This is a genomic window from Cohnella sp. OV330 (assembly GCF_900112065.1).
Lineage (GTDB): Bacteria > Bacillota > Bacilli > Paenibacillales > Paenibacillaceae > Cohnella.
The window spans coordinates 330,018-352,745 of record NZ_FOKE01000003.1 but is presented as its reverse complement, the minus strand read 5'-3'; the positions used below and the strand labels follow the sequence as shown (position 1 = coordinate 352,745).

Genomic DNA, 22,728 nt, shown 5'->3' with positions numbered 1-22,728 from the left:
GTGCGGCGGTATCGCATAACGGCGGCGCAAAACTGCGGAAAAGGCGGGACGACGATGGATGAAAGCCAGCTGGACGAGCTGCTGCGCGGCTACGACGAGGTCGAGCGCATTCAAAAGAGCACCGGCCGCCACTACAGCGAGCTGGACGGATCGGAGCTGCGCATGGAGACGGACGGCGTCCCGCGGCTGGCCTCCGCGCCTTTTTTCGCAGGCGGCGGCTCGGTGTCGATCTACAAGCACCACCGGTTCGCGGAGATGGTGCCGCACAAGCACGAGTTCCTCGAGCTGAACTATATGTACGCGGGCAGCTGCCGCCAGCATGTCGCAGGGCGCCAGCTCACGCTGCGCGAGGGAGAGTTGTGCCTCCTCGGCCGCGACGCGACGCACCGGATCGACGAGCTGGGCGACGAAGATATCCTGATCAACATCCTGATCCAAAAAGAGGCGCTGTCCGCTTTCTACGGGCAGCGCCTGCGCGGCGGCGGTCTCGTCGAGCGGTTCATCGGGCGCGAGCTGTCGGATAACCGGACGCACGACCGCTTCATCGTGTTCAGGACGGCGGAGCGGGACCGGCTGCGGGCGCTTATCCTGAACATGCTGCGCGAGCACTACGGCGGCGGCGAATACGCGCAGGACATGCTGCATCACTACGTGCCGCTGCTGTTCCTCGAGCTGATGCGCGTGCGCGACGAGGACATTCAGTTCGACCCCGAGCACGCGCCGGCGGACGGGGAACTTGCGGGGCCGCTCGCCTATCTGCGCGAGCGCTACCGCGACTGCACGCTCGGCGAGCTCGCGGCGCGGTTCGGCTACTCGCCCGATTACTTGGGACGCCTGCTGAAGCGCGATACCGGCTGCACGTTCGGCGAGCTCGCGCAGACGTATCGCCTCAACCGGGCCGCCGAGCTCCTGCGGACGACCGCGATCGACGCCGCGGAGATCGCGCGGCAATGCGGCTACGAGAGCCACGGTTTCTTCTACCGCAAGTTCAAATCGCGGTTCGGGATGACGCCGAGCACGTATAGGCGGTCACAAAGCTAGCGAGGGCGCCAGGCCCCTGGTTGGCGGGCCGATTTTGTTCACAGCCAGGAACAAACCGCGCAGGGCCCCTGGTTGGCGGGCCGATGTGTTCCCAGCCAGGAACAAACCGCGCAGGGCGCCTGGTTGGCGAGCCGATTTGTTCCCAGCCAGGAACAAACCGCGCAGGGCCCCTGGTTGGCGAGCCGATGTGTTCCCAGCCAGGAACAAACCGCGCCGGGCCCCTGATTAGCGAGCCGATTTGTTCCCAACCGGGAACAAACCGCGCCGGGCGGGTCGGCGGCAAACGCAAAACAGGACGAAGCAGGCAAGTCTCCTGCTTTGTCCTGTTCCGTTTCACAGCCCGAACTTGCGGATCAAATAGGTCGGCGTGCAGCTCCACGCGTGGCAGTAGCTGTTGATCAGATGGCTGCCGTATGGCGAGAAGCTCTTGTCCTGCGGATCGTACAGCTCCCAGAATGTGTCCGCGCCGTCTTCGAGCATGCCGCCCCAATACTGCTTGAGCATCGCGACCGCCTGGTCCCGGCAGCCCGTCAAGAGCAGCGCCTCGACGACATGGTGGTACATGTACGGCGTGGTCGGGCCGATATCCGGCGACTCGGCGAGCAGCCGCAGCATGAGCGCCCGATTGTCTTCTGGCGGCAGTACTTCTGCCAGCGCCAGCCAGGCCTGCGACGCCCAGGACACCTGCCGGTCCGCGCCGCTGACGAAGAAGCCGAGCTCCGCGTCCCACAGCCGCGCCAGCGTCGCGGCCTCGACCTCGGCAAGCCGCGCAGCGAGTCCGGTCGCCGAATCGCAGCCCACCCGCTCGGCCATGGCGATCGCGCGCTTCAGCGTATAGATCAGCACGCCCTGCGCGGGCGCCTGCTTGTTCAGCGACTGGTGCCAGTCGATGAACGCCCACCACGTCTCTTCGTCCCGCAGTACGCCCGTCTCGTCCAGCCGCTCGAGTCCCAGCTCGACCTGCCTGCGCGCGAGCGGCCATAGCTCCCGCAGCGTCTCTTCGTCTCCCGTTGCTTCCACGTAATCGTGCAAGGTAGCTGCGAAAAACAGCGAGTAGTCGTACAAATACGTATCGTCGGCGATCAAATCCGGCTCGATGAACAGATTCGCCGTCACTCGCCCCAGCTCGTCGGGTACGGCCGCGAACAAGTAGAGGCAGCGCTTGACCAGATCGTCGCCGCGGAACGTCTCGTAGTTTGCCAGCGCCTGCAGTCTCAGATCGCCCAGCCATAGCCGGCGGTCCCGCTTGGGACCGTCCTCGAACACGTCCTGCATGCAGTCCTGCAGCGTCTTGACGCTCACGCGGTCGATCTCCCGAATGACGGGATCGGGATGCGCCAGCTCGGCCACTGCGGACACGTCGCCGGAGGTGACGGTTCGGACCGTCACGCCTTCGAAAGCGACGCGGTATTTTTGCGACGTATCGAGCACCTCCAGCTTCAGGTAGCGGAAGCTATACCTTCTCGGCAGCGAAATTCGCGCCGGCAGCACGTCGACGAGCAGGATCTCCTCCTGCAGCCAGGAGCTGCTGATCCAGCCGTTGTACGAGGAGAACGGCTCCGCCATCTCGACCGGCATCTCGCCGAACGTCAGCTTCAGCTTCAGCGGCGCATCCGGGGGACTGCCGACCGGACGGACGTCGAACGAGACGTAGCCGACCCGATGATCGCCGAAGTCCAGCACGACGGCGTCTCCCTTTTTGAATTCGCGCGCCTCCAACGCTTCGGCAGGCGCCGCCTCGCGCGCCCGCCAGCCGTGCATGGCTTCGGCGTCCGCGACGACCTCGACGACGCGCGCCGCTTTGACCGCTTCTTCGAGCAAAGCCGGCTTCAGCGCCTCCGCTTTCCGGACGAACGCTTCATTCCGCACGATCTCGACCTGTCCGGCTTGCATTTTGATCGTATCCCCCATGATCTTGCACCTCTCCCTATTCGCATCTGTCTCTTACTCTAGCAGGCCCGCCCGACTCTCCCATAGAACCGAATCCCGGATAAAATGATCCGATTCCGTCACGATCGGGCGATCTGCCGGTCCGGCTATCCATTCGCGCCCCTTCGCAGGTCCCCGCCTACCGCCCCGCCTTGCGATCGGCCTCGAGCTGCCGCTGAAGCTCGCCCAAATAGTCCTTCGGCGAATAGCCCGCGCTCGTGACGAGCAGCTGCGCGTTGTCCCAGGCCAGCAGCTGCGCTTTGGTGCTGAAGCGGGCCTCGAACCAGAGCGCTCCTTTTTTCACCTCGCCGATCTTGCCCTGGACCATTCTCGTGAGCGGAGGCGCGTCCTCCGGCACGTCCTTCACGTTAAATCCGGTCACCATGCCGAGCTCCGACATGGCGCGGTCGCCGTACCGTTCGAACACGTATTTTATCCAATCGCCGACTTCGGGCGTATACGACGATTTGGAAAAGGAGGTGGTTAGACCCGCGTTCACCGGATACTCGTCAAGCGTACCCAAGCCGTCTTGAACGAGCGGGATGCTGAAAAAGCCGACGTTGTCCGCCCCGATCTTGTTCTGCGCCTCGTCGTTGAACGCGCGCAGCTGCCAACTGCCCATGTAGAACATGGCCGCCTTGCCCTGCAGGAACAGGTTGACCGACGAGCCCATATCGATCGTGTTCACGCGGGAGCCGAAGTATCCCTGGAGCCCCATCCGCTGCACGACGTCCGCCGCCTCGACGAAGCCGGGATCCGCGAGGGACAGCTCTCCTTTATCCACCTTTTCCATCGCGTCGACGCCGAGCTTGCGGATCGCGTACGCGTTGATCAGGCGCGTGATCGGCCACTTCTCCTTGCCGGCCACGGCGAACGGCTGGACGCCTTCGCGCTTCAGCGTATCCGCCGCCGCCAGCATCTCGTCCCAGGTCCGCGGTTCATGGAGACCGTATTTTGCGAAAAGGGTCTTGTTGTACCAAAAGCCTTCGATGTTCATCTCCAGCGGCAGCGCGTACAGTCCCTTCCCTTCCGCGTACGCCTTGAGCAGCTCGACGGCGGCGGGATTCAGGCTGTCAGCCATCCCGAGATCCGCGAACGTCCGCTCCAGGTCGAGCGCGGCGTTGCTGTCGATGAGATCGAGCAGCGGCTTGCCCGATTGATAGCTGAACAGCACGGGTAGATCGTTGCTCGCCGCGAGCAGCTGCACGCGCTGGTTCAGGTCGCTCTCCGACACGTTCTCGAACTTGTAGCGGACCGACGGATGCTCGTTTTGGTATTCCCGCGCGAGCTCGCTGATGATCCTGGAGCTGCCTTCGTTTTCTTTGTTGGAGGAAAGGTACAGGATCGTCGTCGCATCGTCGGAAGGGACTAGCGCAGGCGTCGGGGCGCCGCCGCAAGACGCCAGCAGGAGCGCGGATAGCGCCGGCAGCGCCAGGCGGAGAACCGGCAGCCGGAACAAGCGGCCGCCTCCCGTTTGCCCCATGCCGCTCACCTGCCTCTCCCGGTCGACCGGTATTGTCCGGGCGTCATGCCGGTCTGCTTTTTGAACACCTCGGCGAAGTGCCGCGCGTGATAGTACCCCACCCGTTCGCTGATTTCCTGCGTCGGAATGCCCTCCTCCAGCAGCGTTTTTGCCTTTTCCATGCGCAGCTTGGTCAAATACTTGATATAGGACAGCCCCATCTGTTCCTTGAAAAGCAGGCTGAAATAGGCGGCGTTCATCTCGACGTGGGCCGCGACCTCTTGCTGGGTCAGATCCCTGCCATAGTGGAGCTCCATGTAGGCGAGCGCCTTCTCCACCGCCGAATGCTTCGTCCGCATCCGCACGCCGCGTATCCAATCCGCGATCCGCTCGATCTCCGCCCGCAGCCAAGCGGCCTGCGCCGACCTTGTCTCGAGCTTGCGCAGCGCGAGCTGCGGCGGCTCGCCGGCGCGATCGAGTTCGGAAGCGTCGCCTCCCGTTTCTTTGGCGGCTTCGGCGGCATGAAGCAGCAGCTTCAGCAGCTCCAGCTCGGCGATCTCCGGATCGACCTTGCCCTGCTTGAACGACGCCAGATAGTCGTCCAGCTTCAGCATCAAGCTGTCCTTATCCCCGAGCCGCAGGTCGAACAGGATACCCTCTTCCAGATCGGACAATTCGGGCGCGGGCGAATGGCCGTCGCCCAAATCTTCGTACCGAGTCCAGCCGGTTCCCTCGAGATATTTGCCGTAGCGGAGCGCCCGAAGCGCCTCGCGGTAGCTGGCGGCAGCTTCGCCGACATCGGCGTGCGTCGTGCCGGAGCCGACGGCCGTCCGATCCCACGCCGTCAGGGCGCCGGTCCAATCGCTGCCAACGGTCCCCAGATGGAAGACGGCTTGCAAGTATTCGGCGCCATACCGGACCGGAACCACGCGGCAGCCGGGGCTTTCCGTCAGCTCGAACGCCGAATCCGCGCTGGCGACGACCGTGACGCCCCGTACGTCCTCGGCTTCCGGGCCGAATTGCGACCGCCATTCCTCCTCGGCGTCGCGTCCGTAGAGGAGCAGGTCGAGCGTCGCCTTTTCCAGCAGCCCCTCCTGCCACCTCCGCTTCAGGCTCGACATCTCGCTTCGCTCGCCGATGCGCGCGACCGCCTTCTCGATGCCTTCCCGGATCTTCGTGATCGTGATGGGCTTTTCCAGATAGTCCACGACGCCGAGCTTGATCGCGCGCTTGACGTAGTCGAACTCGTTGTAGCCGCTGAACACGATGCACATCGTATCGGGCGCCTCCTCGCGGATACGCTCGATCAGCTGAAGCCCGTCCATGCCCGGCATGCGAATGTCGGTCATGACGATATCGGGCCGCAGCGCCCTGAACATCTCCAGCGCGGACAGCCCGTCCTTGGCCGTCCCCGCCAGCTCGACGCCGTGCTCGCGCCAGTCGATGAGCCGTTCCAGCCCCTTCAGCACGATGAATTCATCGTCGAACACGACCGCCTTCAGCATGTCTACTCCTCCTTATATAGCTTGTGCGGAAAACGCAGCTCGATCGACGTGCCTTCACCCGGCCGGCTGCGGATCGTAAACGAGCTCGTCGGCCCGTAGTAAATTTCCAGCCGTTCCCGCACGTTCCGCATGCCGTACCCTTCCTCCGTTTTCCGGATATCCGCCATGCCGACGCCGTCGTCCGACACCGTGAACGACAGGAACTCTCCGTCCATTTTCCCGGTCAACCGCACCGTCCCTTCGCCGACCTTCGGCTCGAGCCCGTGATAGATCGCGTTCTCGACGAGCGGCTGAAGCATCAGCTTCATGATCTCGTAGCTCATGATGTCCGGATCGACCGCTTGCTCGTACTTGAACCGGTTGTCGTAGCGCAGATTCTGGATGATCATATAGTGCTCGATATGCTTGAGCTCCTTGTAGACCGGGATCGTCTCCTTGCCCTTGTTCAGGCTCAGCTTGAAGCTCTCGGACAGCGACAGCGCCATCTGGGCGATATCGTGCTTCTCCTCGAGCATCGACATCCAGTAGATCGAATCTAGCGTATTGTATAAAAAATGCGGCTTGATCTGCGCCTGCAGCGAGCGCAGCTCGGCTTCCCGCTCCTTGAGCTGCGCCTGCAGCAGCCGCTCGCTCAGCACCTGGTAGTCCGCCGTCACGCGTTGGAACGTCTGCCCGATGACGCCGACCTCGTCCGCAAGGAACGCCTCGCCCGCATCGGCCGACGAATGGCCTTTGGCCCAGTCGCCGATCATTTTCTTCAGCTGCAGCAGCGGCTTCGTGATCGTACCCGACACAAAATAAGACACCGCAAGCGCAATGCCTGCCATGAGCGCGGCCAGCAGACCCGTCGTCAGCGTGATGCGCTGGGATTGTTGAAGGAGCGCTTTGGCCTCCACGAAGTGGACGAACATCCAGCCGCTCGTCGCGTTCCGGTATTGGCTGTACAGGTAGCCGGCCTCCCGCATGTTCGCGAACGTCGCGTCCAGGCTGCCGCCGACGCCGACGCCGGCCGTGAGCTCGGGACGCAGGTCGTAGACGACGACCGGATTCGTCTCGCGCGTATCCAGCACGAGAAACCCGCTCTCGTCGCTCTCGTTGACCGTCTGCTCGAAGATCGACTTGCGGATGTTGATGACGAGCAAGCCGATCTTGTCCCCGCTCAGCCGGTTCGGGTCGCGAAGCAGCTTGACGCTGGAAAACGCGTTGCCGTACGGCGACTCCTCGAGCACGTTGTAGCCGAAAAACACTTCCTTGCCCTTGGCCTGCTCGGCCTGCGCGTACCAGTCCGTGCGCTCGATCAGGCCGCGCGCTTCCTCGGAGCCGTACTTCCCGGCTTGCTCCGAGCGACCGTAGCAGACGGACCGGAAGTTGCGATCGAACAGGCAGATCGAGTCGATGTTCTGGATGTCGAACAGGTTCGACACGACGATGTTTTGCAGCAGGTTGGCCGTGCGGACGTCGATGACGCCCTCCCCGTCCGCCTTCGCCTCGCCGCTCCGGTACAGCTCCTGCCGGAGCTGGTCGTTGGACAGGATGATGCGGTTCATGTTGATGATGTTGCGCATGAGCAGATCGGCGACCTCGCTGGACGTCTTGAGGTGGTCCGCGTTGGCCTGTATATGGTTTTGCACGAGCATGTCCTTGGAAATGTTCAGGGAGACGTAGCCCAGCACGAACAGCGGCGGAAGCGAAACCAGAATCATGGCCGCCAAAAATCGGCTACGGATTCGCTGGGGCCTGAGTTTGAGCAAAAAACGGCGGAGCCTCGTTATCATGGCAAGCATCCTTTACGGCGTCGCGGGCGTCTTGTAAGCGGAACCAAACATGCGGTCCGCCAGGCATGCCGCGCTGTTGGCGAATAGCGGATGACGGTGCGGCGGCGCGACCCGTTTCCTTTCATTTTAACCAATCGCGACCGCAATATTAAAGGTACGGATTTTTTGGGAAAGCTCCGCGTTTTTAAGGCGGTCCGCGGATACGATCCGACTGTGTGCCGTAGCATAACCCGCTAGACGGACGAATAGCTGCTAAAAGGCAGCTAATTTCGTTCCTAGCGCCTTCGCTGAACCAATAAGTGTCAAAAGGCCGCTAATTCCCGCAAAAGCATGAGCTTCACCTCTCCTTGATGCCATTAAATGCTTTTTAGCAACTATTTTGCACATACGACGAATGCGGGACGGAATGAACTGCCTTTTAGCCATTATCTCTCCCGCCCCCTCCTGCCCTCACCTCAGCGCAGAAAAAACGCCAAGCCCGCAGGCTTGGCGTCGTTCGTTGCTCTCTGTTACTTTTGCAGCAAATTGTACACCGACTGCGCCGCTTCGGCGCGCGTCGTCACGCCTTGCGGCGCGAACTGGCCGGCGCCGCGGCCGGACAGCAGGCCGAGCGACGAGGCTTCGGCCACGTACGGCGCCGCCCAGGCGGCGATGCGGTCCGCGTCGGCGAAGGTCGTGCCCGCGCCTTCCGCTGACGCGGTGCCGTGCAGGTAGCGGTACGCCTTCACGATCATCGTCGCCATCTCCTGGCGGGTGATCGCGCCGCTCGGGTCGAACGTGCCGTCCCCGCGGCCCGTCACGATGCCGGCTTCGGCCGACAGCGCGATCGGCTTCGCGTACCATGCGCTTGCAGATACGTCTTCGAAGGACTGCGTCCCTTCGTCCGTCAGCTTCAGCGCGCCTGCCAGCAGCTGCGTGAACTCGGCGCGCGTAATCGTGCGGCCCGGCTCGAACGTCGTTTCGCTCGTGCCGCCGACGATTTGCTTGGCCGCCAGCTCCTTGATCACGTCGATCGCCCAGTGCGAGGCCGGTACGTCTGCGAAGCTCTTATTTACTTCAAGCACGGCATACTTGCTGAAGTGCTGGATCTGCGCGACATAAGCGCCGTCGACGTACTTGCTGTCGACATATTGGCGCGTGCCGTCGCCCGCCAGGTAGAAGATGCCGCCGAGCTTCGGATTCGTCACGCCGTCCGCCTTCAGCGTCAGCGTAAGCGGCGCGTCGAATGTCGTCACGGCCGTGCTCGCGTCGCCAACCACGACAGTCAGCGTAAACTCGATGACGTCGCCTGCCAGCTTCACTGCGGTCGCGTCGGTGGAATCGCCGACTGCCTGCGCAGCCGCTGCCGCTTCGATAGGCTTGAACGACACTTGCACCTGCGCATCGCCGAGGCGATCCGCCGGAATCGCGGCCGCCAGCTGCTTCAGCACGGCTGCCGGCAGCGTGAGCGACAGGTCGCCCGCTTTCAGCTCCAGGCTCTTGCCGTCCGCCTTGCCGAGCAGGCTTGCCGGCAGCTGCGCCGTCTTCGTGCCGGCCGGCAGCGTCACGGATGCGCTTGCGTCGCCCACCGTCAGCATCGCGTCCGTCACCTTCAACTTGCCTTCGGCATCCGGCTGGCTCGGATCCGTAACCGGCGTCGTCACCGGCGGTACGTACGGCGGTACATAGATCGGCGCGATCGTCAGGCTCGCCGCCACCGTTGCCGTGCGGCCATCCGCATCCGTCGCCGCGATCGTCAGCGGGAACGTACCGCTGCTCGTCGGCGTACCGGATACCCGCAGCGTCGCGGGATCGAACGTCAGTCCCTTCGGCAATCCGCCGATACTCCACGCATACGGCTCGGTGCCGCCCGTGGCCGTCAGTGTCAGTACCTGATCGTACGCGCTGCCTTCATTGCCCGAGACGATCGCGCTGCCTGCAGCCGGCGTCACAATCGCCAGCTCCACCGTACCCGGATCGACCGGATCCGACGGCGCGACGTCGAGCGAGACTGTCATTTCCCGAGAAATATCGGCGGAATCCGTCACGCGGATGATGACCTCGTACGGACTGTCGACATCCGTGCCCGCAGCCGGCGTGCCGCTGATCTTTTGCGTAGCTCCATCGAGCGCGAGACCTTCCGGCAATCCCGTCACCGTCCAGGTATACGGCTCGGTACCGCCGTATGCCGCCAGCTGCACGCTGTACGCTGTGCCGACCTTGGCCGCCGGTACAGTTCCGCCCTCCGGCGAACCGATACCCAGCGCGCCGCCGACGGCCAGCGTGTTCGTTACCGATACCGTCTCGCCATTGGCGTCCGTCGCCGAGATCGTCACCGTATAGGGACTGCTCTCCTCCGCGCCATCCGACACGGTGCCCGTGATTTTGCCCGTCGCGGCGTCGAAGCTCAGTCCCTCGGGCAGCCCGCTCACGCTCCACGTGTAAGGAGCCGTACCGCCGCTTGCTTCCAGCGCCAGCGTCTGATCGTACGCCACGCCCGGCTTCGCGGCCGGCAGTGCGGCGCCATCCACCGGCTTCGCGATGTTCACGGCCGTCTGCGTCACCTGCAGCGAGTCGATGCGCAGGTCGGCCGCTTCGAATACGACGTATACCGTGTGCGTACCCGCAGGCGCTGCCGCTACGGCTGCCTCGACCGTTTGATAGCCCAGCTCGTTGACCGTCTGGTCGGAGGCCGTCGGCATCGTGTAGGTCGTCTTGCCCGTGACCGGCACGGCGATCGTCGCGAACGGCTCGGCCGTCGGCGAGTCCGCCCGCAGCGTGATATTGCCGCCCGCTCCGTTCGTGCCTACGTTTGCTTCGATTTTCTTCGCGCCCGTGAAGTCCGCCTTCGGCAGCGCGACCCAGGCGCCTGCGCCCTTGGACATGACCGCATAGTATTCGCCAGCGATCTTGTCGTCGCGAAGGCTCTCGACGGTGCGCGCTTTGGAGGCTTCGCGGTAGACGACCGCGTTGGAATCGTACGCATGGTCGAATACGTTAAACGCCGTCTTTGCATCCAGCGTCGCCAGCGAATCGCCGGAGATCGAGATGTCCTTCGTCGCCCGGATATCCTTGGACGAACGGCCGATCATGAACGTATAGGCGCCGTCTTCGACGATATAATCGCCCTTGTTCACGTCCCAGATCGCCAAGTCCTTCGGATCGACGCTGAGCGTGACGATCTTGTGTTCGCCTTGGGTCAGCTCGACCTTGTCATAGGCCACCAGCTTTTTGGCAGGCACTTCTACGCCGTAGGCGGAACCGTTTTTCCGCGCGTACAGCTGCACGACCTCGGAGGTCGTGATCGAGCCTTCGTTGGTGAGCTCCACGGATACGTTGAATTTCTGATTCGCTGTAGCCGCCGTAGGCGCCGTGAACTCTTTGTACGTGAATTCGCCATAGGAAAGGCCATAGCCGAACTCGTACGTGACCGGCGCGTCCGTATACATATACGTCAGCTTGGCTTCGACCGGATCCGCGTTGAACATGTCGGATACGAAGCGAGGGTCCAGCTGGTAGACGGCCGTGACCACGGTGCTGCCTTCCGGAATCGAATACTTGTCGAGCGCCGGCAGCGCGGACATATCCGCGTACCAGGTCGCGGACAGGCGGCCGGTCGGCGCGTAGTCGCCGAACAGGACGTCCGTCAAGCCCTGCGCGTCGAACTCGCCGGAGTACGGCTGCGTGATGACGGCCGATACGTTCGGATCCTTCTGAATTTCTTCCATGATGACCGGCGAGCTCGCGAGGAGCACGACGATCGTCTTCTTGTTTTTGGCCGCGAACGCCGCCGCGACGTTGTGCGCGATCTTGTAATCGTCGGCGCCCAGGTACAGGTCGGCGCGGTCGGAGCCTTCGCCGCCGCTGTTATTCGGATGCGCGCCGACGAAGACGAGCGCGTAGTCCTGCGTGTTCGCCATCGCCGCGATATCGGCGCCTGTGCCCGCTTCCTGTACGACCGTCTTGTCGAACTTGGCGCTATTGTCCCGCGCGTTGAAGTTGGCGAGCGTGCCGATCGTCGAAGCCCCGGTCGCGATGGCGCCGTCGGCGCCGGTCGTCAGCAGGCGTCCGCTGAACAGACCCGTCTGAATCGCCAGGCCGCCCGAGACGATCGACACGGAGCTGCCGCCGTTCGATTCAAAGCGCAGCTTGGCAGGCACCGTGCTGTTGTTGCCCGTAGATGCCAGCGTCGTCCAGTCCGGATTGGTCAGCAGCAGGTTCGCGGTTGCGGTGTTGCCCACGCCCGTGCTGTTCGCGGTCGGCGCCGTCACCCAGAGGCCGTTCGCCTTGGACTTCAAGCTGGCCGCGTTCTGGCCCCAATCGTAGTAATCGAACAGCTGCGCATCGGTCAGCGCGTCGGCAGCGCCCGCGAAGCTTGCGTTCAGCTGCGAGCCTGCGCCCGTGCCGGCCGTGACATACTTGTCGTTGGCGGCCGACTTGAGCGCGATGACCGCGCTGCCGGTCGAGAACTTCACGTTGCCGGCGCCGATCGTATTCAGGATCGAATACAGCGGCGTCTTGCCCGCGTTAGCGAGCGCCGTCGGCGTCGTCGCCGCGTAGCCGGGCCGCATCCGCATGTCCGCATAAGCGCCGACGACGGCGGCTTTCTTCGTCTTGGACAGCGGGAGCGCTTCGTCCGTGTTCTTAAGCAGGACGACGGACTCGCGCGCGGCCTGCAGCGCGACTTCCTGGTGCGCGGCCGTGCTGTAGTCGGTCAGCGTCGACGACACGTCCTTCGCCTGATTGGCGAACGGATAGTCGATCGGCACGCCGCCGGCGTCGACTTCGTTGAAGATGCCGAGCCGCACGAGCTGGTTCACGATCGGCCGGCCGGCCTCCTCCACGTCCTGGAGCGTGATGCCGTAGAGACCTTCGTTGACCGCGTTCGCCAAGGTGACGGCGTCCGTCTTGTCCGTGCCGATGGCGCGCACGGATTCGGAATGCGCCAATACCATCAGCGCGAGCGCATGCTTGCGGTCTAGCGTGTACTGCGCGTCGAACCCGTTGCTGAAGCTCGTGTTGAACAGATGATTCTCGCCGTTGAAGTCCGGCGACGAATACATGCCGTAGCGCGCGAGCTGGCTGCCTAGAATCATGTAGGGCGAGATGATGTTCGGCACGCCGTTGGTGCGGCCGAAGGAGGTCATGACGCCGGCTACCGAGCCCGACTCGAGCCCCTTGAACGCCGACGGAATCTGGTATTCATAGATGGCCCGCGCGCCGGCGTTCGTGCTCGAAGTCTGGCGGAACCACTCCGCGTTGTACAAGGAAAAGTGCTTCGTGCCGACGACCGCGCGCTGCCAGAAGCCGTCCTGGCTCGCCGCCTGGTCGGTGCCGGCCAGGCCCGATGCCATGTTGTCGATCAGCGTCGCGGACAGGTAGGGATCTTCGCCGTAGCCTTCGGGCGTCCGGCCGTTGAGCGGGTTGACGCGCACGTCGGAGAGCGCCGTGAACGCGATCGGCTTGGATGCATTGGCGCCGTTGTGAATGTTGGCCGTCCCTTGCTTGACGTTCAGCTGACTGATCTTTTCGCTGCCCATGACCTCGCCGATCTGCGACACCAGCGCTTTGTTCCAGGTCTGTCCGAGACCGACGAGCGCGGGAAAGTCCGTCGATACGCCGTATACGTTGTCCGCCGCGGCCAAACCGCCGGGGACCGTTTTGCCCTTGTGTCCGTTGTTGTAGGCGTCGTCCATGACGAACGTATAATTGTCCCGAAGGCCCGTCGCGTACAACGCCGCCCCTTCCAGTCCGATGTAGCCGTAGTAAGTATCCACGAAAGCGTCGAGATGGCTCGGGTTGCCGTCGAACAGCGGCATGCCGTCGAATACCCCGCCCGACTGCGTCTTGAAGGCGATGGCGCCGACCGTTTCCGCCGCCGATGCCGCCGGTGCGTGCGCGCCGAGCGCCAAGCCCGCCGACAGTACGCCGGCCAGCAGCGCGGATACGCTCTTTTTGCCCGTGCGGACGATTGTCTTGTTCATTTGCACACCTGCCGTTTCTGTAAGTATGGATCGATCGTCTCCTGCCGCCGCTTCAGGCCCCATTGCCTCGCGCTCTTCATCACTCCCCCGTTCCGACGCAGGATCGCCGATGTCAAGTTCAATTGTAAGCGGTTGCTTAATGCGTCATAAGTGCGCCAAATTTTGGTTTTAGTCCTCATTTTTAAGACAAAAAAATCCGTCTCCCCGCAGGAAGACGGAATGCGCGTCGCCGATGTCTCGGCCCGGATCAGCCGGTTTGGTCGTCCAGCGCCGCTTGAAGCTCGCTCATATAGGCGGCCGGCGTGTAGCTTGAATCCTCGATCAGCAGCTGCGCGCCGTCCCAAGCCGCCAGTTGGGTACGCGTATCAAAGCGCGCCTCGAACCAGAGCGCGGTCCGCGCGGCGCCATCGAGCTTGCTCTGCACCATCTTGGTGAGCGGCGGCACGCCCGCGCCCGTCGTATCGGCCTTGAAGCCCGTGATCAGGCCCAGCTCGTCCATCGCCCGCTGGCCGTACCGCGCGAACGCGTACTTGATAAAATCGCCAAGCCCCTCATCGTACGCCTCGCTGGAGAAGGACGTGGTGAGCCCCGCATTCACCGGGTATTCGTCCAGCGCGCCCAAGCCGCCGGGTGCTAGCGGGATGCTGAAGAAGCCGATCTCCGCGGGCGCGATCCGTCCTTCGACGGTCTTGTTCAGGTCGCGGATCGACCAGCTGCCCGTGTAGATCATCGCGGCTTGTCCCAGCGTGAACGATCGCATGGCCGAGCCGATGTCGACCATATTCGGGTCCTGCCCGAAGTATCCCGCCTGCGCCATATGCCGCACGGCGCCTGCGGCTTCGACGAAGCCCGGGTCCGTCAGCTTCAGCTCGCCGCGGTATACCCGCTCCATCGCGTCCGCGCCCAGCTTGCGGATGGCGTAAGCGTTGATCAGACGCGTGATCGGCCACTTGTCCTTGCCGGCGACGGCGAACGGCTGTATCCCCGCATTCTTGAACACGCCGGCCGCCCCCAGCATCTCGTCCCAGGTGCGCGGCTCGTCCAGACGATAACGGTCGAACAGCGTCTTGTTATACCAGAAGCCCTCGATATTGAGCTCGAGCGGCAGCGCGTACAGCCCCATGCCGTCCGTCATCCGCTTCAGCAGGTCGACGGCGACCGGATTGAGCCGGTCCGCGATGCCGAGCCGCTCGAACGTTCCCTGCAGCTCGAGCACGGCGCCGCTGCGGATCATGTCCATGAGCGGCTCGCCCGACTGGTAGCTGAACATGGCCGGGAGGTCATTGCTGGCGGCGAGCAGCTGCATCTTTTGCGACAAATCGTTGTTCTGCACGCTCTCGACCCGGTACTTGAAGTCCGGATGCGTCTTGGCGTATTCGGCCGCGAGCTCGCCGATGATGCTCGTGCTGCCCGAGCTCGGATTGCCGGCCGTGATGTATAGCACGGGCGCCGCCTCGTCGGACGGCGACGGCACGACCGCGTCAGCATCCGTCTTCGCGCAGCCTGAAATCGTCGCCGCCGCTGCAGCAAGCAGCGCGACAAGCGCCGTGCGGCGAGCCGATCGGTTCCATCTGTTCGTCATAGATTAACCCTTCATTCCGTAAAGGTCGCAAAGCGGACGCTACCGCTTATCCTTCTCATAAAACCGAATATAATCGACTCTGAACTCGCTCGGGTACGCGGGCGCTTGCCCCGATTCGTTCGCTGCCTGCGGGATTTCGTAAATATTCAGCATCAATTGCATGGGATAATCCGGCGATTGCTTCGAGTGGTGCACCAGCTCGTTATCGATGTAAAAACGGACGCCTTCCGGGGACCAATCCACCGCGTAAACGTGGAATCGGCTGGCGTCGATCGGAAACTCCCGCTCGAAGAATTCATCCTCGATGGACGGGTCGCCGAAGGGGTGAAGCCCGAAGCCGATCGTCGACCGTTCCGCGCCGCCTCCGTTCCAGCCCTTCATCTCGAACAGACAAATCTCGGCCGATCGTTCCGGGCGGTCTTCGAACCCGATCATCCATAAAGCGCACAAATTGTGGGGCGTATGCAACCCGCTCGCCCGCAGCTCCAGATAGCCGTAATGCGGGGTAAACAACCGCTCCTCGGCTTGTTCTTCCCGCACGCGGCAGTCCTTGGAAAAACGGTGCTGACCGTATTCGCTGCCCAGCGGTCCGGAATAAACGCCGGTCTGGAGGTTGCTGACTTTAATGCCCCCGTTCAACTCGGGGCTCCAAGGCGCTTGATCCTCCGTGATTTGCAAAATAAGCTGGCTCTCCTCGAACCGGAAATTCGCGCTTGTATTCGCGCGGCTGCTCCATTGCGGCAAATAGAAAGGAAACCATTTGCTCCGGTCCAGTTCCCCCGAATCAAAGTCGTCCTCGAATACTAACGTATACCCCGCCTTATTCACGTTATTTCTCGGAAAGTCGAAACCTGGCACGGAATAGGAATCCCCTTTCGATGTTCGATAATGTCTTAGATCCGCTATGCCAGTATACATCTTTATCCAAATAAATCATTAAAAAGCTCCCTTTACGGCAGCAGGCTTTTGTTTTGCCTGTCTGCCATATCGGGAGCCAATCAGCGTAGGCGTCAGCTCTTTTTTGTTCATCCCGCGCGGTTCGGCAAGCTCAGCCTTTGACCGCGCCGACGGTCATGCCGCCGACGAAGTACTTCTGCAGCGCGAGGAACGCGATCAGCAGCGGCAGCGCGCACAGGATGCAGGCCGCGAACAGCACGTTCCACTGCGCCGGGTTCTGCTGGTCGCCGAGGAAGCCGAGCATGGCGACCGGAAGCGGCGCCGCCAGCGTTTTCGTGATGAACACCATGTTGAAGAAGTAGTCGTTCCAGATCCAGACGCCTTGCGTGATGACGACCGAGACGGTCACCGGCAGCAGCAGCGGGAAGACGATTTGCCAGTATCTGCGGAACATGCCCGCCCCGTCGATATGCGCCGCCTCCTCCAGCTCCTCCGGTACGCCGCTGCGGATGAAGCCGGTGTACAGAAACGTGGAAAACGGCAGGCTGCACGTGATGAACATGAGGATGGGCGTGTACTGATTCATCGGGATGCCGACGGACTTGATCATCTGAATGATCGGGATGAGCACCATCTGGCCGGGCACGACGAGGCCGGACAGAAAGAAGATATACAAAAACTTGCTGAGCCGGCTGCGGATGCGCGCCATCGGATAGGCGGCCATCGCGGCCAGCAGGACGACGAAGACGACCGAGACGCCGGTCAGCACGACGCTGTTCCACAGCGCGGTCGGGAAGTGCATGCGCGTGAAAGCCGAGCGGAAGCTGGCGAACGTGAACTCGTTGAACCAGTTCAGCGGGTCGGTCATGTTTTTCGGCGACCGCAGCGAGCTGGACAGCACGATGATGAGCGGCACTAAGTTGAGAAAGACGAGCGCGAGCAGCGCGATATGGGTGAGCGAGCGCTTGACGGCAGGCGCGGAGGTCATGCGGATATCTCCCTTCTGTTCAGCGTGAAGACGAACGCGGCGGTGATGACGATGATCAGCGCGAACGAGATGATGCCGAGCGCCGACGCTTTGCCGAACAGCTGGTCGGTGAACGCCATCTTGTACATCGCGTAGATCAGCGTGTTGGTCGACGTGCCCGGGCCGCCGTTGGTCATGACGAACGGATAGTCGAACGCCTTCAGCCCGTTGATGACGCTCAGCGTGACGTTGATCGTGACGGACGTGGCGAGCAGCGGAATCTTGATGTAGCGCACGAGCTTCCAGCGTCCGGCACCGTCGATTTTACCCGCTTCGATCAGGTCCGTCGGTACCGTCTGCAAGCCGGCCAAGAAGATGATCGTGCTCGTGCCGATGTTTTTCCAAATATCGACCGCGATGATGGAGTAAAGCGCCTTGTCATAGCTGCCGAGGAAGTTCGTATCGATTCCGTTGATACCGATCTTATGGAGAAAAGAGGCAATCAGTCCCTCGTCCGGCATGTACACGTAGCTCCAGATGAAGCCGACGACGATCGCGCTGAACAGCGTCGGAATGTAAAATGCCGAACGATACAGACCTTTGGCTCGAATATTCGCATTCAGCAGGAACGCTATCGCAAGCGCGACGATGTTGCCCAGGATGACGGTCACGAACGTGTAAATGAGCGTATTGCGGATGGACAAGCCGAGGATTTCCTCGTGGAACAGCGTCTTGAAGTTGTCGAGGCCGACATAGCTGAACTTTTGAACGTAGCCGTTGTAGTCGGTGATGCTGTATTGGAAAAGCTTGAGAATCGGGAATACCCAGAACAAGCAGTAGAAAAGGAGGGCCGGGAGCACGAACCAAAACATCGTTTTTTTCATCACGGCACTGTTCATGATGCTTCTTTCCTTTCGGCGTAAATTGCATCAAGGGGGAACCGCGTTCCCCCTTGATCTCGCTGGCGATCAGCCTTTATAAAGTTCTTTGTACTTGTCCTGCATCGCCTTGGTGACGTCTTCGGCCGTCGTCTTCTTGCCGCCGATGATCTCCGCGAACTTGGACTGCATGACGTCGCTGACGCCCGCCGGCCACATTTGGTTCGAGAAGTAGAAGGCATGGCCCGTGCTTTGAATCTCGGTCAAGACGTCCTTGAAGATCTCGTTCTTGAGCGGCACGCCGTTAAATACGCTGATGGACGGGTTCGACTCCACCCACGCCTGGAAGAGCGGCGACTGGCCGTCGTACAGGTATTCGAAGATCTGCTTGGCGGCGTCGAGGTGCTTGGACTTGGCGTTCAGCGCATAGCCCGCCGCCGTTGCCGCGGATGCGTACACCGGCTCGCCCGCCTTGTTGCCCGGGAGGGAGAAGAAGCCGCGTTCGAAGTCGGCCGCGCCCTTGGCGGTGACGCCCGGCAGGTCCCACGTTCCCGTGAAGATCATGGCCGCCTTGCCGTCGACGAACTGCTGCATCGCCTGCGCGCTGGCCATGCCGAGCGAGTTTTTGGACACGTAGCCCTTGTCGTACAGCGTCTTGTACTGGTTGACCGTCTCGACCCACTTGGCGTCGGTCAGCTGCGTCTCGCCGGTCTGCAGCTTCTTGTCGAAGTCCGGATCGGACGGATAGACCGTGTTCGCGGCGAGCTGGTACATGCCGAACTGCACGACCCACGGGTCCTTGTCGCCCATGACGATCGGCGTGACGCCCGAGGCCTTGAGCTTTTCGGAAGCGGCGAGGAAGCTGTCCCAATCCTTCGGCACCTCCGAGATGCCGGCTTTAGCGAACAGATCCTTGTTGTAATAAGCGCCGAGGATGTCCATCCCCTTGGCTACCGCGTACGGCTTGCCTTCGTAGCTCATGTCGTTCATGGCGGCCTTGCTCACGTTGTTCCAGAAGCTAAGGCCGGACAGGTCGGCCGCATAGCCGGCCTTCGCTACCTCGATCGCGCCCATGTTGGCCATGTTCGGGAAAACGAGGAAGATGTCCGGGCCTTCGCCCGCGGCCAGCTTCGTCTTGACCGACGTGTAATACTGCTCGTCCGGCAGCTTCTGCACTTCGAGCGTGACGTTCGGGAACTTCTCCTTGACGAGCTTCGGCAGCGTGTCGAGCTCGAAGTCGGCGCCGTCGGCGGCCTTGGAGCCGGAGACGAGCATGCTGAGCGTGACCGGCTCGGCGCTCGCGGCGCTGTCGGACGGGCTGGCCGACGCGGATGCGGACGCCGACGGGCTGGCGGCCGACGAACTCGCGGCGGACGGCGATGCCGCGTTGTTATTGTTATTGCTGCCGCACGCGGCAAGCGCGACGGTGAACAGCGACGCCACGGCGACGCCGGCAACTTGGGATTTCAATGACTTCATGCTTGACTCCCCCTCATGATCTTGCAGCTTGTTAGCCGCTTACATTTTTCATTGTAAGGGCCGCCGGCCGCCGCCATAAGCGCGTCATTTTTTAGTTTGATTCCTTATTTTTAAGAGCGGTTCGGGGATTTGGCGTTCGGAAATGCATTCACTTGCGATACCGCAGACGCCCCGGTCCCGCGTACGGACCCAGGATCCGCTATTTGCGCCAACAACGGCGTTTGGGAGAGTTAACGGACACAGGGGACGCTATTTCGTGAAAAAGCGGCGTTTCGTGCCTCAACCGGAGGAAATAGCGGAACCACGGTCCGCGAGCATCTTCATATTCGCTTAACGCGCTACAATAACGGAACCAGGGTCCGCTGCGGCAGCCCCTCATCGTACTGGTGTCCACTTCTACCTCCCAGTCCACTGCTAAGCGCCGCAAATCCTCCGCACAGACCTTGCTACGCAACAAAAAAGGACCGGGAAATTTCCCTCGGTCCTGTCGAAGTTGATTTCCGCGATCCCTACACATAATAGCTCCGAACGACAAGGTCCTGATTGTAGTTGCCAAAACCTTTGCCGTAGAGCGTGAGGCCGCCCCGGCCTCGTCCGGTATCCTCGGCGGCGATCCGCAGCGTCCAGTTCATCGCGTTCGTCTCGATATCGCGGAGGCCGACGCCGGAGATTTTTTGTCCGTCTACGTAGGTGCCCTTCTCCTTGATGCGGAGCACCTTCAACATGCCGTATTGATTGACGTCCGAAAGCCACCACTCCGGCGTCAACCGCCCCCGCCGATCCCCGAAGTCGCCAGGGCTTGTCCATACCCCTACGGTCTTGCCGCCCAGATCGAAGCGTATGTCCGAAGGCCAATTCTCGTTCACGCTCGGCGCCTCCGAACCGATCTCGAGCGAGATCTCGATCTCGTGAAGGCGCTGGTCTTTGTACAGGTAGTTCGGCAGCTTGTATTCGACCCATCCTTTGGCCATCCACAGGATGCCCGCGTTCACCCGCTCCGGATCCATGAAGCAGACCGGATTGTCGAACTGGCCGATGACCTTCTCCGTCGTCGCGATGCCGCAGGTCGGCCAAGCCTCGTAATCAGTATACTGGCCGATCGGCAGAGACAGCTCGTGACAGCTTAAAGAGGCGGGGGCTTCGGGAGACAGCTTGATTTGCAGGAATTCCGTTTTAACATAACAAAGCTTGTACGTGCCGCCGTCGATCCGCTTCATCCTGCTGCCGACGATGCCGGCCTCTTCGAGCTTGCGGATATGTCCGCTGACGACCGCGTTGCTCAGGAACAGCTCCGCCGCCAGCTCTTTTACGTGCCGCTCTCGTTCGTACAATTTATCGATGATTTTTAACCGGACCTCGCTGGCTAGCGCCTCGTAGATGCGAAGCGCTTTTGAATCGGTAGAGATCAGCACGCGCTCACCATCCGATCAGGATTTCGTTTTAAGTGAATCCTATAATAAAAGATTGTCTGACTTTTTCTATTATGTTACGAATAATATAGGTTTTCAAGTTTCAATGAATTTCGTTTCCCCTTAATCCTAAGGAGGTCAATCTCATGACAATCCGCTCTCATATGCTGATCGACAAACACTTCGCCATTTCCGCCGTGGACCCCCGGATGTACGGTTCCTTTATCGAGCATCTAGGACGCGCCGTTTACGGGGGCATCTACGAGCCCGGTCACCCGACCGCGGACGAGAACGGCTTCCGCCGCGATGCGCTGGAGGCGATCCGGGCGCTTCAGGTTCCGATCGTGCGGTATCCGGGCGGCAACTTCGTGTCCGGTTACAACTGGGAGGACGGCGTCGGACCCAAGTCGGAGCGCAAGCAAAAGCTGGAGCTGGCCTGGTGGACGACCGAGACGAACGCCGTCGGCACGAACGAGTTCGCGGACTGGGCGAAGCTGGCCGGCACGGAAGTGATGATGGCCGTCAACCTCGGCACGAGAGGGCCCGACGCTGCGAGAAATCTCGTCGAATATTGCAACCATCCTTCCGGCTCCTATTACAGCGACATGCGCATTTCCCACGGCTATCGCGAACCCCATCGCTTCAAGACATGGTGTCTCGGCAACGAAATGGACGGCCCCTGGCAGATCGGCGCGAAAACCGCGGTCGAGTACGGACGTATTGCCAACGAGACGGGCAAAGTGATGCGCTGGGTCGATCCGACGATCGAGCTCGTCGCCTGCGGCAGCTCCTCCAGAGGCATGCCGACCTTCGCCGAGTGGGAAGCGACCGTCCTGGATCTCGCCTACGATCAGGTCGACTACCTTTCGCTGCATGCTTATTACAATAATAACGCGGGCGATACGGCCAACTTCCTGGCCAGCTCGCTCGATCTCGACCAGTTCATCGGGGGCGTAGCTTCGATTGCCGATTACGTCCAGGCGAAAAAGCGCAGCAAGAAAAAAATCATGCTGTCGCTCGACGAATGGAACGTCTGGCACTCGATCGGCTCCAGCCGCGCGAGCGAACGCTGGCAGATCGCGCCGCCCGAGTTCGAGGACGCGTACACCTTCGAAGACGCGCTCGCCGTCGGGTGCTACCTGATCACGATGCTGAAGCATGCCGACCGGCTTAAGATGGGCTGCCTCGCCCAACTGATCAATACGATCGCGCCGATCATGACGGAGACGGGCGGTTCGCTCTGGCTGCAGACGACCTACTATCCGTTTCTCCATGCTTCGAATTACGGCAGAGGCACGGTCCTGCAATCGGTCGTCGACTCGCCGAAGTACGACGCCAAGGACTTCATGGACGTTCCTTATTTGGAATCGGTCAGCGTGTTCGACGAGGAACAGGGCCTCCTGACGATTTTTGCAGTGAACCGTCACCTGGAAGAATCGATGGCGCTCGACGTCGACGTCCGCAGCTTCGGCGAAACGCGTCTGCTGGAGCACATCGTGCTGGAGAGCGACGATCTGAAGGCCACCAACACCAAGAACAATCCCAACCGGGTCGTCCCGCGCAACGGCGGCGAGTCCAAGATCGATCAAGGACGCGTGCAAGCCGTGCTGGGCCGCGCTTCTTGGAACGTCATTCGCATCGCGACGACGAAGGGCTAAGTTAGACAAAAAGACCGGAAGCGGCGTAAGGGACCTGGTCCCTCGCCGTTTCCGGTCTTTTTGCTCATTAGCGGCGCCTGCGCGGTGGTTTGGGCCGAGTTGCACGGTTTTTCCGCGTAACTCCGCTACCACGCGGCAGTCTGGACCGAGTTACACGGTTTTTCGGTGTAACTGGCACTGCCA

Annotated in this window: 14 protein-coding genes; 2 read left to right on the top strand and 12 right to left on the bottom strand. The window is 61.8% G+C overall.

The genetic code is table 11. The features are described from left to right. Positions 1–54 precede the first annotated feature (54 nt). Positions 55–1,041, top strand: a complete 987-nt coding sequence (locus tag BM235_RS08600) for an AraC family transcriptional regulator (protein ID WP_090111674.1) — start codon at positions 55–57, stop codon at positions 1,039–1,041. 333 nt (positions 1,042–1,374) lie between these two features. Here the strand turns inward: BM235_RS08600 and BM235_RS08595 are convergent, their stop codons facing one another. The 12 genes from BM235_RS08595 to BM235_RS08545 form a co-directional block, all read right to left on the bottom strand. Then, the gene (locus BM235_RS08595) at positions 1,375–2,952 is read right to left on the bottom strand and encodes an alpha-L-rhamnosidase-related protein (protein ID WP_090111672.1); all 1,578 of its coding nucleotides are present in this window, start codon (positions 2,950–2,952) and stop codon (positions 1,375–1,377) included. Between the two features lie 157 nt (positions 2,953–3,109). Continuing rightward, positions 3,110–4,453 (bottom strand): ABC transporter substrate-binding protein, encoded by a 1,344-nt coding sequence (locus BM235_RS08590; protein WP_090111670.1) that lies wholly within the window; start codon positions 4,451–4,453, stop codon positions 3,110–3,112. 5 nt (positions 4,454–4,458) lie between these two features. Beyond that, the gene (locus BM235_RS08585) at positions 4,459–5,937 is read right to left on the bottom strand and encodes a response regulator transcription factor (RefSeq protein WP_090111668.1); all 1,479 of its coding nucleotides are present in this window, start codon (positions 5,935–5,937) and stop codon (positions 4,459–4,461) included. A gap of 2 nt (positions 5,938–5,939) precedes the next feature. Continuing rightward, a complete protein-coding gene (locus BM235_RS08580; protein WP_255374234.1) occupies positions 5,940–7,640 on the bottom strand; it encodes a sensor histidine kinase in 1,701 nt (566 codons plus the stop codon). Between the two features lie 324 nt (positions 7,641–7,964). Continuing rightward, entirely contained in the window at positions 7,965–8,138 is a 174-nt protein-coding gene (locus BM235_RS31990; RefSeq protein WP_158543705.1) for a hypothetical protein, read from the bottom strand. 83 nt (positions 8,139–8,221) lie between these two features. Then, entirely contained in the window at positions 8,222–13,675 is a 5,454-nt protein-coding gene (locus tag BM235_RS08575) for an S-layer homology domain-containing protein (protein ID WP_255374232.1), read from the bottom strand. A 247-nt stretch (positions 13,676–13,922) separates the two neighbouring features. Next, a complete protein-coding gene (locus BM235_RS08570; protein ID WP_090111663.1) occupies positions 13,923–15,257 on the bottom strand; it encodes an ABC transporter substrate-binding protein in 1,335 nt (444 codons plus the stop codon). A 39-nt stretch (positions 15,258–15,296) separates the two neighbouring features. Continuing rightward, a complete protein-coding gene (locus tag BM235_RS08565; RefSeq protein ID WP_199408924.1) occupies positions 15,297–16,115 on the bottom strand; it encodes a glycoside hydrolase family 16 protein in 819 nt (272 codons plus the stop codon). A gap of 190 nt (positions 16,116–16,305) precedes the next feature. Further along, on the bottom strand, positions 16,306–17,142 hold the full coding sequence (locus BM235_RS08560; protein WP_090111659.1) for a carbohydrate ABC transporter permease: 837 nt from the start codon (positions 17,140–17,142) through the stop codon (positions 16,306–16,308). After that, positions 17,139–18,020 (bottom strand): carbohydrate ABC transporter permease, encoded by an 882-nt coding sequence (locus BM235_RS08555; RefSeq protein ID WP_090111657.1) that lies wholly within the window; start codon positions 18,018–18,020, stop codon positions 17,139–17,141. The genes BM235_RS08560 and BM235_RS08555 overlap by 4 nt, the downstream gene beginning before the upstream one ends. A gap of 69 nt (positions 18,021–18,089) precedes the next feature. Continuing rightward, on the bottom strand, positions 18,090–19,478 hold the full coding sequence (locus tag BM235_RS08550) for an ABC transporter substrate-binding protein (RefSeq protein ID WP_090111655.1): 1,389 nt from the start codon (positions 19,476–19,478) through the stop codon (positions 18,090–18,092). A 509-nt stretch (positions 19,479–19,987) separates the two neighbouring features. Beyond that, positions 19,988–20,890, bottom strand: coding sequence for an ArsR/SmtB family transcription factor (locus BM235_RS08545; protein ID WP_090111652.1), 903 nt, complete (start codon positions 20,888–20,890; stop codon positions 19,988–19,990). Between the two features lie 143 nt (positions 20,891–21,033). On the opposite strand from BM235_RS08545, the gene BM235_RS08540 reads away from it, so the two are divergent. Then, a complete protein-coding gene (locus tag BM235_RS08540) occupies positions 21,034–22,545 on the top strand; it encodes an arabinosylfuranosidase ArfA (protein WP_090111650.1) in 1,512 nt (503 codons plus the stop codon). Positions 22,546–22,728 lie beyond the last annotated feature (183 nt).

What these genes read in the sequence shown, in the direction of transcription:
- BM235_RS08575 (WP_255374232.1), bottom strand. Translation starts at nt 13,675, where the DNA reads ATGAACAAGACAATCGTCCGCACGGGCAAAAAGAGCGTATCCGCGCTG.
- BM235_RS08595 (WP_090111672.1), bottom strand. Translation starts at nt 2,952, where the DNA reads ATGGGGGATACGATCAAAATGCAAGCCGGACAGGTCGAGATCGTGCGG.
- BM235_RS08540 (WP_090111650.1), top strand. Translation starts at nt 21,034, where the DNA reads ATGACAATCCGCTCTCATATGCTGATCGACAAACACTTCGCCATTTCC.
- BM235_RS08590 (WP_090111670.1), bottom strand. Translation starts at nt 4,453, where the DNA reads ATGGGGCAAACGGGAGGCGGCCGCTTGTTCCGGCTGCCGGTTCTCCGC.
- BM235_RS31990 (WP_158543705.1), bottom strand. Translation starts at nt 8,138, where the DNA reads ATGGCTAAAAGGCAGTTCATTCCGTCCCGCATTCGTCGTATGTGCAAA.
- BM235_RS08560 (WP_090111659.1), bottom strand. Translation starts at nt 17,142, where the DNA reads ATGACCTCCGCGCCTGCCGTCAAGCGCTCGCTCACCCATATCGCGCTG.
- BM235_RS08580 (WP_255374234.1), bottom strand. Translation starts at nt 7,640, where the DNA reads ATGATTCTGGTTTCGCTTCCGCCGCTGTTCGTGCTGGGCTACGTCTCC.
- BM235_RS08600 (WP_090111674.1), top strand. Translation starts at nt 55, where the DNA reads ATGGATGAAAGCCAGCTGGACGAGCTGCTGCGCGGCTACGACGAGGTC.
- BM235_RS08585 (WP_090111668.1), bottom strand. Translation starts at nt 5,937, where the DNA reads ATGCTGAAGGCGGTCGTGTTCGACGATGAATTCATCGTGCTGAAGGGG.
- BM235_RS08550 (WP_090111655.1), bottom strand. Translation starts at nt 19,478, where the DNA reads ATGAAGTCATTGAAATCCCAAGTTGCCGGCGTCGCCGTGGCGTCGCTG.
- BM235_RS08555 (WP_090111657.1), bottom strand. Translation starts at nt 18,020, where the DNA reads ATGAACAGTGCCGTGATGAAAAAAACGATGTTTTGGTTCGTGCTCCCG.
- BM235_RS08570 (WP_090111663.1), bottom strand. Translation starts at nt 15,257, where the DNA reads ATGACGAACAGATGGAACCGATCGGCTCGCCGCACGGCGCTTGTCGCG.